We start from the raw sequence: 16,097 nt of genomic DNA on the forward strand, positions 1-16,097 counted from the left end.
AACTATGGTCTCTAAGCAGGAATGCGAATGTGACGCAGGTCACGGGAGGAAGTGCCCCACGGGCATGGCGGATGTACAACTGTTGAGAATCGCAACTCCCCAAAAGTGGTGATTCTCCGCGACTGTTGCGGGTTGCAACAGTGCTCCGGGGTGCTCTCAGAATTACAAAACGCACCGTTCAGAAAAAATCCCGAATTGGGAATCGGGCTAAATATCTTGATTGACAAGTAGTGATTCACAACAGCGATGCGTTATGAGCCGACTAGCCGCTCCAGTGCCGGCTTGTTGCGGATCATCAACGTTGAGCCTTTCAACACCGCAATCTGTTTCTTGCGGAAGTCTGCCAGCGTGCGTGTAACGGTCTCGCGCGAGGTGCCAATGATCTGTGCAATCTCTTCGTGCGTCAACGCGACTTTAATGCGCATGCCTTGCTCGTCTGCGCCTTCTCCGGCGCTCCATTCCAGCAGGAGGCGCGCCAGGCGCTCCGGGGCAGAGTGCGAGAGGCCGAGCGAGCGTATCTGCTGATAGGCCGACTGGCAATCGCGGCTCAGGTGTTGTGCTGCCTTCAGGCAGGCATCGCCGTGCGTCTGCAGGAAGCGCAGAAAATCTTCGCGCTTGATGAAGTTCAACTGGCAGGGCTGGCCGGTTTCGGCGGTGATTTCGTAAGGGGTTCCGCTGACGGTGGCGTGCAGGCCCAGCACTTCGCCGGGCTGGGCGATCTTCAGGATCAGCGTCTTTCCGTCTGAGGAGGTGGTGGAGAGCTTCACGCGGCCTTTGCAGAGCATGTAAATGCCGCGCGGAGACTGGCCTTCCACGAACAGCACGGCACCCGCAGGATAGGCTGCCGTGAACTTGATCTTCTCAAAGGCATCCATCGACGCCTTCGGCAGTCCACAAAAGAAACTATCGGTGCGCAGCTTGCAAATTACGCAATTTTCTACCAGTTCCAAGCCGTAAGGTGATCCCACGACTCCCTCCCCGTTACTACTATGTGACTACGAACAGTTGCGAAACGATGCAAATGTTCAGGACCCGCCGGTTTTCGCCATTGCAAGCGAACGTGGCGATGACCGCCGTGCGGTCGGCCGGAGTCGCTTTCCCGGTTGTGAGGCCGCAGGAGTTCCTAACGTGACTTATATCACAAAATCATTGTGATACGAATTACAGACTTTCACAATCCCCAGGTGCAAACTACGGGCAATTGATCAGGGGCGTTTCGCGCTCAGGTCCTTACTTGGCGAGACGCGCACGGTGAAGCGCAGGATCACCCTCCACACCACCCAACCTGCGTGGAACCAGTTGCTTCGCCTTGCGAAGCCGGCGCGTTGAATGTCGAGATTAGACCATCCCATCCCCATGCGCGAACCGCCCCTTGTCTTTTTGCTACACCTTTCTGATTCCTGGCTGATCCTACTCAACACCACACCACGCCTTCACTGGCGCGGGTGGCCGGCAAGCACCTGCGTAAGTATTTTGTCGAGCGGCGAACTGCCGGTTCGTATTAGCGAACCGTGCACTGGTTGAAGGTGAAGCCTTCCCACCCGTCATCATTCTCTTGAATGTCCACACGGCTTGGAATTTCATGGTTGCCGATGCGCTGATACCCAAAGTTCAGTAGGACGTGCGTGTACTTTTCCTTGGGCAGGTTCGTCGGGGCCAACGTTGTTTCCACGGCATCGAGGAGCAGTCCGTTCTCGGTGTGGTGGAAGTGGGGCAAAATGGTGGTCACCCCATCCTTTGATGTCGACTGGACCTGCGTCAATATCCGATTGGAATCGAACAGCGCAACCGAGTTCGCAGGAGCCCTGTTTGGGGCGGAATCGAATGATTGAACCTTCATCCCGGTGGGAAGTGGAGTCAGCTTCAGATCTTTCGTGTCTTTCGGCGCTATCGTTTCGCCGTAATAGGACTGTAGGAACAATGCTGCGCCGTAGAGCATTTGGTTCGCATGGGTCGCAAGCTTCTCCACCTTGGAGAGCTGGGACTCTGTGACGTCGAGGTCTTTCGGAATGTTCCATTTCAACTTGACCTCTGGATCTCCCACACGCACTGAGACCGTTACATTGATTCGATTGAGGGACGCGAGGAATGGATCGTCCGCCGAAACCGGCTTGCCCGGAGAGGCCTGGGCCAATAGCGATTCCCATCGGGGATGCACGGTGCACTCGTAGCTAATCATCTTCTGCCGGGTGGGGGAGTAGTACAGAGCGGCGGTGCGTGCGATCCATTCAGCGTCGGACTCTTTCTTGCGGGCCGGGGCCTGTGCCAGAGCCATCGGGAAGAGGGTGAGTGCAAGAAGCGTTGCAACTGCAAACTGCCGGAAGCGCGGAGTGCGCATCGGTGGTCTCCTTGTGGTTGAGTCCCGTAGCCCTTGAAACGCCGTCTGGCCCGGGCGGTGTTTCGTTCACGGCCATGCATCGGTCAAATCTGTCCCGCTACATCGTCGGCTTCAAAAGTCTGCTCATGTCCTTCAGCGAGGATGCTGCGTGAATGCTGCGGCACAGAGCCGTCCTGTGCGCGGCGCCCGCCGGTCCATGGCCGCCAAACGTCTGCGCTAGTTCGGTGCTGAAATCTTGAGTTGCCTGCGGGCACCCTCCCGCAGGTCAACAAGTTACAGAATTGCCTTATGGCAACGGAGTGTACCTGAGCCCGCCTATTGCGTCCAATGGATTTCGCGGCGAGACGTCGTCGCCTGGATCTCGCCTTCACGGAGGGGCAAAACGACAGAGGGGATTGGAGACCGTTTTGGCTCTGCGTGAAAATTCCGTAAGAAAAGTGTTTGCGTTCCGCAAGAGTTGAAGTATGCTTCCGCGCACTTTCTGTCCCGGGGTGGGGTCCCCGGGGCGGTCTACGCAGTCGTCGATCCATCATGGGCCAGCCGTTGGGCTTCACCAGTTGTGGGTTGTGCACGGACTGAAGGGAATCCAAGCCAGGAAATCGCCGGTGCGATTGTGCTGCCAGCACACGCGCCCGCGGGTGCAGTGAACCGTGGAAGCAAGTGAGAGCGGAGGCGCACCGCCGTGTCCGCTGGAGGAAGGCAAAGGATGGCAACGGTCACGAAGATGGAGGAGCCGCCCGTGGTCAAAAGCAATTGGGACCGCGTTGCGGAGATGGATGAATTTCGCCTGCTGCTGCTGGCGAAGAAAGAGTTTGTGATTCCGGCGACGGTGTTCTTCGTCGTCTACTACTTCCTGCTGCCGGTACTGGTCGGCTACGCGCCGAACTTCATGGCCACGCGAGTGTGGGGGTCGGTGAACCTTGCGTATCTGTTCGCACTCTCCCAGTTCTTTGTGGCCTGGGGAATTGCCGCTGCCTACGTGCAGGCGGCCAAGAAGTTTGACACCTACGGCGAACACATCATGCAACACCTGAAGAAGGAAGGGCTGCTGAAAGACGATCAAGGAGACCGCGCTGCATGAACACCACCCTGCTGCTGTTCCTCTCCTTCATTGCCGTCACCCTCGGCATCACCTTCTGGGCCTCGCGGCGCTCGTCGTCGTCAGCCTCCTACTTCGCGGCTGGCCGCCGCATCACTGCCTGGCAGAACGGCGTGGCCGTTGCCGGCGACTACATGAGCGCGGCGTCGTTCCTGGGCATCGCGGGCCTCATTGCCTTCTTCGGCTATGACGGCTTCATGTACTCGGTGGGCTGGCTGGTGGCCTATCTCACCGTGCTGCTGATTGTGGCCGAGCCTCTGCGCAACACCGGCAAGTACACCATGGCCGACGTGCTTGCCTACCGCCTGAACCCGCGTCCGGTGCGTGCCATGGCTTCGCTGAGCACGCTGACGGTCAGCACCTTCTACATGATCGCGCAGATGGTCGGCGCCGGCGCCCTCGTGGCGCTGCTGCTCAAGGAAAGTCACATTCCGTTCCACTGGGCGGTCATCGGCGTCGGTATATTGATGATCGTCTATGTTGTCTTTGGCGGAATGATCGCCACCACATGGGTGCAGATCATCAAGGCCGTACTGCTGATTGCCGGAACCGTGCTGCTGTCCATTCTGGTGATGGCGCACTTCCACTTCAGCTTCTATGAGTTCTTTGACGCCGTCAGCAAGGTGACCTACACCGAGAAGGGCGTGCAGGTCACCAAGGACTTCATGACGCCCGGTCTGCGCTTCAAGCCGCCGAACGGGCCGCTGGAGCTGATCTCGCTGGGCATGGCGCTCATCTTTGGCACCGCCGGTCTGCCGCACATTCTGGTGCGCTTCTACACGGTGCCGGACGCCAAGACCGCGCGCCACTCCGTGGTGTGGGCCATGGTGCTCATCGGCGCCTTCTATATCATGACCACGTTCCTCGGTTTTGGCGCGGCCACCATCGTCGGCCGTGACTTCATCGTCAAGAACGGCGGCACCAACATGAGTGCCCCACTGCTGGCCAAGGTGATCGCCGGAGACGTGTTCTTCGCCTTCATCTGCGCCATCGCGTTTGCCACTATTCTCGCGGTCGTTGCCGGGCTGACGATCTCGGCCTCCACCTCGTTTGCGCACGACGTCTGGACGAACATCATCCGCGACGGGCGCGAATCGCATCCGGGTGAGGAACGGCGTGTGGCCCGCATTGCGGCCTTCGTCGTCGGAGCCATCTCCATGGCGATTGCCATTGCGCTTGGCCCCACGGCCAACGTGGCCTTCCTTGTGGCATTGGCCTTTGCCGTCGCGGCCTCGGCGAACCTGCCGGTTATCGTGATGTCGATCTTCTGGAAGCGCTTCAATACCGCCGGTGCGGTTTGCGGCCTCGGCGCAGGACTGGTTGCCTCCATCGTGCTCATCTTCATCGGACCGAGCGTGATGGGCATCGACACGGCAGCCACGGCGGCAGCGGCGCGCCACATGATTCAACATGCGCCCATCTTCCCGCTGGAAAACCCCGGCATCCTCAGCATCCCCATTGGCTTTGCCGGGGCATGGCTGGGAACCATGCTGGGCCGGCACAATGAAGCCAGCGAAGAGAAGTGGGTGGAGCTGGAAGTGCGCGCCAACACCGGCCTCGGGGCAGAGAAGGCCACCGCGCACTAAGCATCGCGGGGCGGGCGCGGGCAGGCTTTCTCGCTGCTCGCGCCCAGGAACGCGACACGTCAATTGTGCTTTGTCCGGCGGGTGGGCAGCCCGCCGGGCGAGGTGATTCACCTGCCGCCACGGCAGGCCGGGTGATGCCTTTTCTTCGCGTCTCATTTTTCTCGCGCACCCACAAGGATTTGAATTATGATTCCGCGGTCATGCCGCAGGTGGCTCCGGGGAGGATGGCAAGGGAGCCGGGCGGCGGCAGCCTCGGGGTGAGGCTGCATGGTCGTCAACGCAGTCCATAACTTCATCGGTTACACCACACTCGGAGCAACACCGCATGAGCAGCCCTACGCATGCCGTCAGCCAGGAGCCGGGCGTTTACGAGCACGAGACCGGCTACGACGCCCCTAGCATCGTCAGCGAAAACGCATTGCTGCGCGACTTCGCCTCGGAGTACAAACGCAGTATTGAAGAAAATGACCTGTTCTGGAGCCTGCAGGCGGAAAAGTTTGCCTGGAGCCGCAAGTGGCAGAAGGTGTGCGAGTGGGACGGCGTGAACCACAAGTGGTTTACCGGCGCGCGCACCAACATTACCATCAACGCCCTCGACCGCCACGCCAAGAGCGACCGCTTCAACCGCGTCGCCTATATCTGGCTTGGTGAGGACGGCACCGAGCGCGTCGTCACCTACGGCCAGCTTTACCGCATGGTCTGCCGCTTCGCCAACGGCCTCAAGTCCATTGACGTGCGCAAGGGCGACCGCGTCATCATCTACATGCCGCTGACCATTGAAGGCGTGGTGGCCATGCTGGCGTGCGCGCGCATCGGCGCCATTCACTCGGTGGTCTACGCCGGACTGGGGCACACCGCGCTGCGCGACCGCATTCTCGATGCCGAAGCCAAGGTCGTCATTGCCGGTGAATACGGCGTGCGCCGCGGCAAGCCCGTGCCGCTCAAGCCCATTGTCGACCAGGCCATCGACGGCCTTGAGATGGTGGAGCATGTCATTGTTTACCCGCGCAGTGGCGGCGAGTGGAAGCCGGCCAGTTCGCGCGAGCTGAACTTCTACGATCTGATGAAGTTCTCCTCCGAGTGTCCAGCGGAGGAGATGGATTCGGAGGATCCGCTGTTCATCCTCTACACCAGCGGCACCACCGGCAAGCCCAAGGGCGTGGTCCATGTGCACGGCGGCTACATGGTCGGCACCGCGTACCATATGCAGGCGTTTCTCGACGTCAGCCCGCGCGACATCTTCTGGTGCACCTCCGACATCGGCTGGATCGTTGGCCACAGCTACATCGTTTACGGGCCGCTCGTCACCGGCTGCACCACGCTCTTCCGCGAGGGCGCCATCGACTGGCCAAACCCCGGCGTGGCCTGGGAGATTGTGGAGCGCTATGGCGTGAGCAAGATGTTTACCGCGCCCACGGCCATCCGCATGTTCATGCGCTACGGCGAACAGCTTCCCAGTTCGCATGACCTGAGCACGCTACGCGTCATCGCCTGCGCGGGCGAGCCGCTCAACCCTGAAGCCTGGCGCTGGGCGCAGACGTATCTTGCGGGCGATGGCAAGTGGGGCTATGTGGTCGACAACTGGTGGCAGACCGAACTCGCCGGGCCGACGCTCGGCACGCCCATCACCATGCCGGTTTACGCGGGTAAGGCCGGTGTGGCGCTGCCCGGCGTGGAAGCCGATGTGGTGGATAACGAAGGCAAGCCCGTGGGGGCCAACATTCGCGGAAGGCTGGTGCTCAAACGTCCGTTCCCGCACATGATGCGCACCGCTTGGAAAGACCCCGCGCGCTACGAGCGCGACTGGAAGCAGATACCCGGCATGTACGTCACGGGCGACGTGGCCATCAAGGATGAGAACGGCTACATTGCCGTGCTGGGCCGCGCCGACGACGTGCTGAACGTGGCCGGTCACCGTATCGGCACTGCCGAAGTGGAGAGCGCACTGGTCTCGCACCCCGCAGTGGGCGAGGCCGCTGCCATCGGCATCCCCGACGCACTCAAGGGCGAGACCATCAAGTGTTTCGTCATGCTGCGTGCCGGGCACAACCCCAGTGACACACTGGCCGCCACACTGACCGAGCATGTGCGCCGCGAGCTTGGCCCGATCGCAACACCTTCGGCCATCGAGTTCGTGACCGCGCTGCCCAAGACTCGTTCCGGCAAGATCATGCGCCGCTATCTCAAGGCCAAAGAGACCGGCCAGGAGATCGGCGACATTTCAACCCTGGAACAATAAGCAACCGAAACGCTTTTTGTGCGTCCAATCTCGGAGCGGGAGCGCGTGGGGCCTCCCGCTTCGGAAGGTTAAAGAAGCTGGGAGCACCCGAACACGAAAGTTCAGGCGCTGCATGCTCAGAAAGTTGGGTGCCCCAGGTTCGGCTCGCGTAGCGAGGCTAACCTGGGATGCGAAGGCCCCCAGCACGATCACAGGCTTCACAAGTCAAGGCCTTCCATCGGCGCTCACTTGGAAAGCCGAACACTCTCAGATCTCCGCGGCCCAACCCGGCCGCAGCCACGTCCTTTCCGTGCAGGCCCGAACCCCTCCTGCACGGCGTAACCGGCAACACCGGCGAGCAATTACCAATTGGAGGAAGACCTCGGATGGCAAGCATACCGGGCGCAGCCCAAGCGAACATCGATTCCGTACTGCACGAGAACCGCGTATTTCCCCCGCCAGCGGAGTTCGCTGCCTCGGCGCACATCAAGAGCGTGGAAGAGTACGAGCGCGTCTACAAGGAGTCCATTGAGAACCCTGAGAAGTTCTGGGGCGAGATCGCCAAGGAACTTCACTGGTTCCACCCGTGGCAGAAGGTGCTGGAGTGGGATGCGCCGTGGGCGAAGTGGTTTGTCGGCGGCAAAATCAATCTCTCCTACAACTGTCTGGACCGTCACGTTGCCACCTGGCGCCGCAACAAGGCCGCTCTCATCTGGGAGGGCGAGCCGGGCGACTCGCGCACGTTGACCTACCAGCAACTGCTCACCGAGGTCGAAAAGTTCTCGAACGTGCTCAAGGGGCTTGGCATTAAGAAGGGCGACCGCGTGGCCGTCTACATGGGCATGGTGCCGGAGCTGCCGGTAGCGATGCTGGCCTGTGCGCGCATTGGCGCGGTGCACTCGGTCATCTTCGGCGGCTTCTCGGCCAATGCCATTGTCGACCGCGTAAATGACCAGGAAGCCGTGGCCATCATCACACAGGATGGCGGCTTCCGCCGTGGCGCCGAGGTCAAGCTGAAAGCCACCGTCGACGAGGCGGTGGAGAAGTGCCCGACCGTCAAGCACGTCATCGTCTACAAGCGCACGGGCAGTGAAGTGACCATGCACCCGGGCCGTGACCACTGGTGGCATGAGCTGATGGCCAACGCCGCGCCTTCGTGCCCGGCCGAGCAACTCGACTCCGAAGATCCGCTGTACATCCTTTACACCAGTGGCACCACGGGCAAGCCGAAGGGCATCGTCCACACCACGGGCGGCTATTCGGTCGGCACCTACCTCACCGCCAAGTGGGTCTTCGACCTCCGCGACGAGGATGTTTACTGGTGCACCGCCGACATCGGCTGGGTCACCGGACACAGCTACATCGTCTACGGGCCGCTGCAGAACGGCGCCACCGCGCTGATGTATGAAGGCGCGCCGAACTTCCCGGACCTCGACCGCTTCTGGGCGATCATCGAGAAGTACCGTGTCAACGTCTTCTACACCGCGCCCACCGCCATCCGCACGTTCATCAAGTGGGGCGAGCAGTATCCCAACCGCCATGACCTCAGCAGCCTGCGCCTGCTCGGCTCGGTGGGTGAGCCCATCAACCCCGAGGCGTGGATGTGGTATCGCGAGGTTATCGGCAAGGAGCGCTGTCCCATCGTGGACACCTGGTGGCAGACCGAGACGGGCGCCATCATGATCACGCCGCTGCCCGGCGCCATTGCCACCAAGCCCGGTTCGGCCACGCGCCCGTTCCCCGGCATTGCCGCCGAGGTCGTCACCCGTGAGGGCGAACGCGTGCCGCTCGGCTCCGGCGGATACCTCATCGTGCGCAAGCCGTGGCCTTCCATGCTGCGCACCATCTGGGGCGATCCCGACCGCTTTAAAAAGCAGTACTGGAGCGACATCCCCGGCGTCTACTTTACCGGAGACGGCGCTCGCATCGACCAGGATGGCTACTTCTGGGTGATGGGCCGCGTCGATGACGTGCTCAACGTCAGCGGGCATCGCCTGTCCACCATGGAAATCGAGTCGGCGCTGGTCGCCCACCCGAAGGTGGCGGAAGCCGCTGTTGTGGGCCGTCCCGACGATTTGAAGGGACAGGCCGTGGCCGCCTTCGTTACACTGGAGAGCGGCTACGCGCCGGGCAAGGAATTGAAAGATGAGTTGCGCGCCTGGGTGGCAAAGGAAATCGGCGCGATGGCGAAGCCGGACGATATCCGCTTCACCGATCAGCTGCCCAAAACGCGCAGCGGCAAGATCATGCGGCGACTGCTCCGTGAGTTGGCGAGCGGCGGCGACGTGAAAGGCGATACCACCACGCTCGAAGATTTCGGCGTGCTGGCAAAGCTGAAAGAGAGCGACGAGTAGGCTCCGGCCGGGTTGCCGAACGTCCGAAATGTCGGAGGTTGGCAGCCGGCGATGAGATGGGTGCAGGGTCCCTCCTGCCCCAGCGAGCGGTAACACGCACCGCGCTTTGAAAGGGAACGGCTTTAGCCGTGCCGCAAGGAGCGGAATGAGCCGGGGGCTTCAGCCCCTGCGGGAGTCAGTGACTCCGCCATCTGCGTGTACTAGGTTCGCAGCCTGTTCAGTCGCCAGTCACCTGCAAAACAATTGCGCCCAAGAAAAGGAACGCCGCTCGCAAGAGCGGCGTTCTTGTGTCTGGGAACCATTGTCTGGGAGCCGGGAACTGAAAACAGGGAACAGTTTCGCTACGCCCAGCGGCGGAAGAACAATGCCTGCCGCGCGATGGGTTCGGTGCGCTCGCTGAGTGAGGCCATCTGCTGCTCACTGAGCGGGGTGAACTCGTGCGCCAGCTTCACGTTCTCCTCCAGTTGCGCAATCGAATCGCAGCCGATGATGACTGTGCTGACTGGCAGTGAGAGCGTGTAATACATGGCCTCGCGCATGTTCAGCACGCCGGGCTTCGGCCCCGCGCCCTCCCACGGATTGGTTGGCGTCGTCGTCGGCTTCCACGACGAGAGGATGCGTCCGCGCGCCGGAATCTTCATGCCGATGATGCCCATCTGCTTCTCCACCGCCAGCGGCAGCAGCTTCTGGCGGAAGCTGAGTTTATGCGGGTCGGCGGCATTGACGGCCATCAGGATCTGATTGAACGGGAAGCGCTCGATGCACTGGATGAGCAGGTCGGGGTCGGTGTGGCCGGTCACGCCGGCAAAGCGCACCATCTTCTGGTCGAGCGCCTGCTGCATGGCCTCGATGGCGCCGCCCTTGGCGAAGATCTGGTCCACGTCCGACTGCGTGGTGATGTGGTGGAGCTGCCATGCGTCGAGGTGGTCGGTGTTCAGCAGCTTCAAGGTTTCTTCCAGCAGACGCAGTGAGCCGTCGCGCGAGCGGTCGTGCGTCTTGCTCGCCAGGTAGACCTCGTTGCGGCGCGTCTTCATCACCTGGCCAATGTATTTCTGCGACCAGCGGTCGGCGCCGCCGTACTGAGCAGCTGTGTCAATGTAGTTCACGCCCAGATCAATGGCGCGCTCCACAATCGGCACCGCCACGTCGGCGTTGTTTGGCTGCTCAATGGCGGCCTGCCCGCCCAACGAGAAGATGCCGACGCGGTAGCCGGTCTTGCCCAGGTTGCGCGTGGGCATGGCTTGCTGCGTGCGCGGATTCTGCGGCATTGGAGGCAGCTTGCTGGCAGCCTGCCCGGTAACGCTGGAAACAACCAGTCCGGCCGTGACGGCGCCGCTGGCCTTCAGAAATTGACGACGGGAATTCGTTTCGCTCATTTCGTTTTCCACCCCCGAAAGACGATGCCAACGATACTACCCGCGCGCCGGGAAGCGGGCAAGCGCGAGAGCGGGCGATTGTGGGTGGAGGTGTCAGCGTGCGATTGCCGCGCAGTGCAGGGAATCGGCTGAAGTTCTACTTAACGGGCTTCCGGTGTTTTGCGTGCGCGCTTGGGGTGCTCCGGCACGCGCATCGGAGAATCATCGGGCAGGATGCCGTCGAGCCACAGATCCACCACCTGGCGCGCCACGTTCTCGGGTGTGTGGTCCAGGTGGCGGTCTCCGGCAAACAGGTCATGCAGCAGGATGTAGTGGGTCATCATGCCGAAGAACGAGCGGGACATGATCTCCGGGTTGCCCTTGCGCACATCGCCGCGCTTCATGGCCGCCCGCAGAAACTCCGCCAGCTTCAGGATTGACTGCGTCATGTAGGAGCGCATGAAGCCCGTGGAAAGCTCGTGGCCTTCGAGCGCGCTGTAAAGGAACAGGCGCGTCAGCTCCGGGTCGGCCGTGCGCGAGCGCAGCATCAGCGTGGTGACTTCCGTCAGCCGCGCGCGTACATCGTCTCCGCGCTGCAGAATGCCGACAATCTGCGGAGCCAGGCCGCATTCTGCCGTCTTCTTTTCCAGCACTGCGCGGTAGAGCTGTTCCTTGCTGGGGAAGTGGCGGAAGATGATGGCTTCATTGACCCCGGCGCGGGCCGCAATGGCGCGCGTGGTGGTGCCGTCAAAACCCTGGCGGGCAAACAGCTCACCGGCCACTTCCAATACCTGGTTGCGGCGGTCTTCGGCGCAGATGCGGTGCAGGCACTTCATGTAAGTGATTACTTACTTTATCACAAAATTCCTATTCGTCAATGCCTTGGCGCATTTCTGCCGAATCTTCCGGCAGTTTCGGCGAATCAAACTCGTGTAAGCTCAATTATGGCACCCAGACGACCCCATGTAGTTATCGTAGGCGGCGGATTTGCAGGACTCTACGCCGCACGCACGCTGGCCGCGCACGAGTTTGATATCACCATCGTCGACCGCCGCAATCATCACACATTCCAGCCGTTGCTCTACCAGGTGGCCAGCGCCGGCCTCAACCCGGCCGATATAGCCGTGCCCATCCGCGCCATTTTCAAGGAGTACGAGAACGTTGAAGTGCTTCTGGAGGAGGTGACCGGCTTTGATCTGGTGAAGCGCCGGGTCATCATGGACGATGACTCGATCGGCTTCGATTACCTCATCGTTGCCTCCGGCGCTACGCACGCCTACTTCGGACACAACGAATGGGCGCCGCTCGCGCCGGGCCTCAAGACGCTGGAAGATGCGATTGAAATTCGCCGCCGCGTGCTGCTGGCCTTTGAGATTGCCGAACGCGATAAGCGCCTGGGCAAGGTCACGCCGCCGCTGAATCTCGTGGTCGTGGGTGGAGGCCCAACGGGCGTGGAGCTGGCAGGCGCGCTGGCGGAAATCGCCAACCAGGTCATCGCCGACGACTTCCGAGCCATCGACCCGGCGGCCTCGCGTGTGCTACTCATCGAAGGTAGTCCGCGCATTCTGCACACCTATCCGGAGAAGCTCTCCAAGAGCGCCGTGGAGCAGTTGCAGAAGATCGGCGTCGAGGTCTTCACCGGAGTGCCGGTCACGGCCATCGCGCCGGACCACATCATGCTCGGCGACCGCAAGGTTCCGGCCAGTGTGGTGCTGTGGGCCGCGGGCGTGGCGGCCTCTCCGCTGGGCGCCAAGCTGGGCGTGCCCGTCGACCGCGCCGGACGCGTCAAGGTCAATCCCGACCTGAGCATTCCCGGCCATCCCAACGTTTTCGTTCTCGGCGACCTCGCCTCCATCATGCAGGCCAGTGGGCAGCCCGTGCCGGGCGTTGCTCCTGCCGCCATCCAGATGGGCCAGTTCGCCGGACGCACCATTCTCTCCGACCAGCGCAACGCGCCGCGCCGTCCGTTCCGCTACTGGGACAAGGGAAGCCTTGCCACCATCGGCCGCTCGGCCGCCGTCGGAGCCTATGGCAACTTCGGCTTCTCAGGCTTCACCGCGTGGCTGGCCTGGCTGCTCATCCACATCTACTTCCTCATCGGCTTCAAGAACCGGCTGATGGTGTTGTTGCAGTGGCTGTGGTCGTACATGCGCTTCACGCGCGGCGCGCGACTCATCACCGGGCAGAGCCGCTCGGTCACGCCCATGCGCAAGGGAGAGATTCACGAAGCCAACTCGAGCGCCGAGGAGTTGCAGATCGCCATGGAAGCCGAGATGGAGCGCGACCCGGAGTGAGTGCAGCCGGGTGCGAACTTTGAAAGGGCACAGATTCAGACGTGCCGGTGTATTGCGAGTACAAAACAGAAAAGCGGCGCGAAGTTCGCGCCGCTTTCGCTTGCATTGCTGAAAGTCTAGATGAACATCTCGTCGCGGGGTACGGCGTTGCGGGCGTGCTGCACCTTGCGTCCGGCGGTGTATTCGCCAAAGCCGGCCACAATGCCGGTCAGCACGGCGGAGAGCTTGCGCACGGGCGAGAGCACGGTGTGCTGCACATGCGCGGCCGTCTCCTCCACGCGTTCAATGGTGCGCGAGACCACTTCGTCGGCATGCATCACCTGCAGCCGTGTGCGGTCCACAATGTCGTCCACCGTGGCCGAAAGCCGCTCAATCTGCGTGCGGAAGATGGTGGTGGTCACCAGCGTGTTTTCCATCACGGCATTCAGCTTCTCGGTGTTGGCCTTGATGAGTTCGTGCGCCTGCTTCACGGCGGGGATCACGTCCTCTTCCAGGTGCCGCGACAGGGCAGAGACCTCCTGCGCCATCTTGCGCGCAGAGAGCGCCAGTGCGATCAGGCAGACCATCTGCAGGATGACGGCGACCGAGGTGACGCCGATGAAGAAGGTAAGCAAGGTTGAGTTCATGAAGTCTCTCTCGGCGCGGAGCTGCTGAGGGCGCCGCACGCGGTATGCCGGAGAGAACGCTTGCGCGCGCCCTCCGGCCGGATCGAATGTCGAAAGTTAGCTCTTTGCTTCTTCGGTTGCGGCCGGCACGTTGGCTTCGCGGTAGGCGGCGCGCCCGGCTTCAAAGGCATTGCGGAGCTGGTCCTTCTGCTGCTCCATCGCCTCCTTGCCGCGCTCCATCCACTGTCCGGCCTGGTCGCGATACTGGCGGGCGCGGTCACGCACGAACTCCGAGCCTTCCTCGGCAGCCGTCATGATCGCTTCGCGCGTCTCCTTGCCCGACTTGGGCGCGTACAGAACACCCAGTGCCGCACCCACTCCGAGCCCGGCGAGAAACCACAAGATTCCGCTGCTGTTATCTTCAGCCATAAGTCTCCTCCATGGAGTACCAAAGCTCGAATGCTAGCACTGCGCCTGAGCCGGGGCAAGTCGCAGGCGGTGGATTCCGCCGCAAAAATGCAGGGCCGGACGGCTCGAAACAGGGGCCTTCAAGCCGCCTTGACAGTCCCTCCAGCAGGCGGATACTGCCTTGCTGATTTTCCTTGCCGACAAAACTTGCGCGAGGGTGCGCCGCTCCCTATAATCGCAATTTCAGCGTGCTGTAACGTATGCGGTGGTGGTGCCGTCCGTCGTTCAGTCGTTGGTGTGACGATCGTCCCTGACGCGGCAACTGGCTTGGCCAAATTTGTGCGCCTGGCAGGGGAATTCTCGACATCTGCAGTGTTCTAAGGAGCCTTCGAATGAAGAAGTCGCTACTCACCTTTCTGATTGCGTCATTGGTTCTGTCGGCCTATTCGTTTGCCCAATCGCCTGCCGCGGGCGCGCCAGCGCAAGAACAGAAAAAAGTGATCAAGGATCCGGCCGAGTACAACGCTTACATGGCCGCCACTGGTGCTGCGGACGCTACACAGCGCGCCGCCCAGCTGGAAAGCTTCCTCACCACCTACCCCAACACTGTGATGAAGGTAGAGTCCCTGGAGACCCTGGTGAACACCTACGTGCAGACGCAGAATGTTCCCAAGGTGCTCGATGCCGGCAAGCGCTGCCTGGCGGCGGACCCGAACAACCTGACTTCGCTGGCGTTTGTCAGCTACCTGGAGCGCACCGCCGCGCAGCAGAATGCGGGCGCACCGGAGTCCGCGCAGCAACTCGCCGATGCCGGCGCGCTGGCGCAGCGCGGCCTCAAGCTGCTGGAGACCGTCAAGAAGCCTGAAGGCATCTCCGACGCCGACTGGAACACCAAGAAGAACACCTTCCGTTACACCATGTTCGACTGGTCGGTGGCCCTGGCCGCCATCTCGGTGAAGGATTATCCGACGGCGCAGCCCGCGTTGATGGACCTGGTGAAAGCCCAGCCCGCCGACGCCTATGCCACCTACTATCTGGCCATCAGCTACCTTGAGCCGAAGCCGATTCAGGTGGAAGGCCTGTTCTGGATCGCCCGCGCCATCAACCTGGCTCCGGCCGCCGCGCAGGCGGAATGGAAGCGCTACGGCCATTACAAGTACGTTCGCTACCATGGCGGCGAAGATGGCTGGGATGCGCTGATTGCTTCCTCGAAGGATCAGACGGCGGTTCCGGCTGACTTCAAGGTTGCCCCGGCTCCGTCGCCCGCCGATCAGGCGCACGAGATGCTGTCGAAGAAGTCTCCTGACAAGATGGCCTTTGCCGAGTGGCAGTTCATCCTTGAGTACGGCACGGAAGCCGACGTGAACGCTGTCTGGACCGCCGCCAAGGGCAAGCCGATTCAGGCGCAAGCCCGCGTCATCAGCGCCACCACCAAGGTTCTGATGCTGGCCGGCAGCGAAGACTCCATCAACGACAAGAAGGCGGATATCGAATTGACGATGACCGCTCCGATCTCGGCTGCGAAGGCCGCCAAGATCGTCGGCACCGACATCACCTTCCAAGGCGTTCCGACCGAATACACCAGCGACCAGAAGGCCACCCCGACCGTCTTCCTGATGAAGATGAGCGATGGCCAGTTGATCGGCAAGTCGGCCGTGGAAGAGCCTGCAAAGAAAGCTCCGGCGGCCCACCCCGCCGCCAAGAAGCCGGCAAAGTAGACGCAATCGAGTATGCGACGAGGGCGGCCTTCGGGCCGCCCTTTTCTTGTCTTCAGAATTGCTAGTTGAAAGTGAAAGAGACGGCGTCATCCTGAGGAGCGCAGCGACGAAGGATCTGCTGT

General features: G+C 61.7%; 12 protein-coding genes. 6 read left to right on the forward strand and 6 right to left on the reverse strand.

The genetic code is table 11. The features are described 5' to 3' along the window. Positions 1 to 251: 251 nt before the first annotated feature. Together AC6IZO_RS04080 and AC6IZO_RS04085 are read right to left on the reverse strand one after the other, a co-directional pair. Positions 252 to 875: a Crp/Fnr family transcriptional regulator gene (locus tag AC6IZO_RS04080; protein WP_497808276.1), complete on the reverse strand. Its 624-nt coding sequence runs from the start codon at positions 873 to 875 to the stop codon at positions 252 to 254. A gap of 626 nt (positions 876 to 1,501) precedes the next feature. Continuing rightward, entirely contained in the window at positions 1,502 to 2,338 is an 837-nt protein-coding gene (locus AC6IZO_RS04085; protein ID WP_497808277.1) for a hypothetical protein, read from the reverse strand. 706 nt (positions 2,339 to 3,044) lie between these two features. Here AC6IZO_RS04085 and AC6IZO_RS04090 point away from each other — a divergent pair. The 4 genes from AC6IZO_RS04090 to acs (AC6IZO_RS04105) all read left to right on the forward strand — a co-directional run bounded on the left by AC6IZO_RS04090 (position 3,045) and on the right by acs (AC6IZO_RS04105) (position 9,595). Continuing rightward, the gene (locus AC6IZO_RS04090; protein WP_497808278.1) at positions 3,045 to 3,419 is read left to right on the forward strand and encodes a DUF485 domain-containing protein; all 375 of its coding nucleotides are present in this window, start codon (positions 3,045 to 3,047) and stop codon (positions 3,417 to 3,419) included. Beyond that, positions 3,416 to 5,023, forward strand: a complete 1,608-nt coding sequence (locus AC6IZO_RS04095; protein ID WP_497808279.1) for a solute symporter family protein — start codon at positions 3,416 to 3,418, stop codon at positions 5,021 to 5,023. The genes AC6IZO_RS04090 and AC6IZO_RS04095 overlap by 4 nt, the downstream gene beginning before the upstream one ends. A 325-nt stretch (positions 5,024 to 5,348) precedes the next feature. Continuing rightward, complete coding sequence (acs, locus tag AC6IZO_RS04100) at positions 5,349 to 7,262, forward strand: acetate--CoA ligase (RefSeq protein ID WP_497808280.1); 1,914 nt, start codon at positions 5,349 to 5,351, stop codon at positions 7,260 to 7,262. A gap of 365 nt (positions 7,263 to 7,627) precedes the next feature. After that, on the forward strand, positions 7,628 to 9,595 hold the full coding sequence (gene acs, locus AC6IZO_RS04105; RefSeq protein WP_497808281.1) for an acetate--CoA ligase: 1,968 nt from the start codon (positions 7,628 to 7,630) through the stop codon (positions 9,593 to 9,595). Positions 9,596 to 9,936: 341 nt separating this feature from the next. On the opposite strand, the gene AC6IZO_RS04110 is transcribed toward acs (AC6IZO_RS04105), so the two are convergent. Together AC6IZO_RS04110 and AC6IZO_RS04115 are read right to left on the reverse strand one after the other, a co-directional pair. Continuing rightward, a complete protein-coding gene (locus tag AC6IZO_RS04110; protein WP_497808282.1) occupies positions 9,937 to 10,971 on the reverse strand; it encodes an aldo/keto reductase in 1,035 nt (344 codons plus the stop codon). 140 nt (positions 10,972 to 11,111) lie between these two features. Then, on the reverse strand, positions 11,112 to 11,786 hold the full coding sequence (locus tag AC6IZO_RS04115; protein ID WP_497808283.1) for a TetR/AcrR family transcriptional regulator: 675 nt from the start codon (positions 11,784 to 11,786) through the stop codon (positions 11,112 to 11,114). Between the two features lie 108 nt (positions 11,787 to 11,894). Between AC6IZO_RS04115 and AC6IZO_RS04120 the strand changes: the two genes are divergently transcribed. Next, a complete protein-coding gene (locus tag AC6IZO_RS04120) occupies positions 11,895 to 13,244 on the forward strand; it encodes an NAD(P)/FAD-dependent oxidoreductase (RefSeq protein WP_497808284.1) in 1,350 nt (449 codons plus the stop codon). A gap of 116 nt (positions 13,245 to 13,360) precedes the next feature. On the opposite strand, the gene AC6IZO_RS04125 is transcribed toward AC6IZO_RS04120, so the two are convergent. Next, complete coding sequence (locus AC6IZO_RS04125) at positions 13,361 to 13,870, reverse strand: hypothetical protein (protein ID WP_497808285.1); 510 nt, start codon at positions 13,868 to 13,870, stop codon at positions 13,361 to 13,363. A gap of 96 nt (positions 13,871 to 13,966) precedes the next feature. Further along, entirely contained in the window at positions 13,967 to 14,278 is a 312-nt protein-coding gene (locus AC6IZO_RS04130) for a YtxH domain-containing protein (protein ID WP_497808286.1), read from the reverse strand. Positions 14,279 to 14,649: 371 nt separating this feature from the next. Between AC6IZO_RS04130 and AC6IZO_RS04135 the strand changes: the two genes are divergently transcribed. Continuing rightward, positions 14,650 to 15,975 carry a hypothetical protein gene (locus tag AC6IZO_RS04135; RefSeq protein WP_497808287.1) on the forward strand — a complete coding sequence of 442 codons (1,326 nt, stop codon included), beginning with the start codon at positions 14,650 to 14,652 and terminating at the stop codon, positions 15,973 to 15,975. Positions 15,976 to 16,097: the final 122 nt, after the last annotated feature.

This window comes from Oryzophilus luti (genome assembly GCF_059726245.1).